At 80.2% G+C, this 359-nt stretch carries 1 pseudogene; it reads left to right on the top strand.

Annotated elements, in window-relative coordinates:
* Positions 1-131: 131 nt before the first annotated feature.
* Positions 132-359: pseudogene (locus B4K29_RS10375) on the top strand (hypothetical protein); the annotation flags it as partial.

Consider the following 359-nt stretch of genomic DNA (forward strand, 5'->3'; position numbering starts at 1 on the left):
CGTACTTGCGGGCGAAGTAGGCCAGGGCCTCCTCGCTGCTCGCACCCGGGTAGGAACCGACGGCCTTCTCGCCGTCCGGGGTCCGGACGTAGACGGTGCCGTCCTCGGCCACCCGGCCGAAGGTCGCCGCGTTGCTCGGCGGGCCGGCGGGCGGGGCGATCGGTGCCGGCACGCCCGACGGGGACGCGGGGGCCGGACGAGCCGGGGGCTTCGGCATCGCGGCCGGGGTCGGCACGGCGGCCGGGGTCGGGACGGGGCTCGGGGCCGGTGCGGCCGCGGGCTTCGCGTCCGGCGCCGGAGTCTCCGCCGCCGGAGTCTCCGCCGCGGGGACGTCCTCGGCGGCGGGCGTGGCCTCCTGG

This window comes from Arsenicicoccus sp. UBA6765, assembly GCF_002453335.1.
Classification (GTDB): Bacteria; Actinomycetota; Actinomycetes; order Actinomycetales; family Dermatophilaceae; genus Arsenicicoccus; species Arsenicicoccus bolidensis.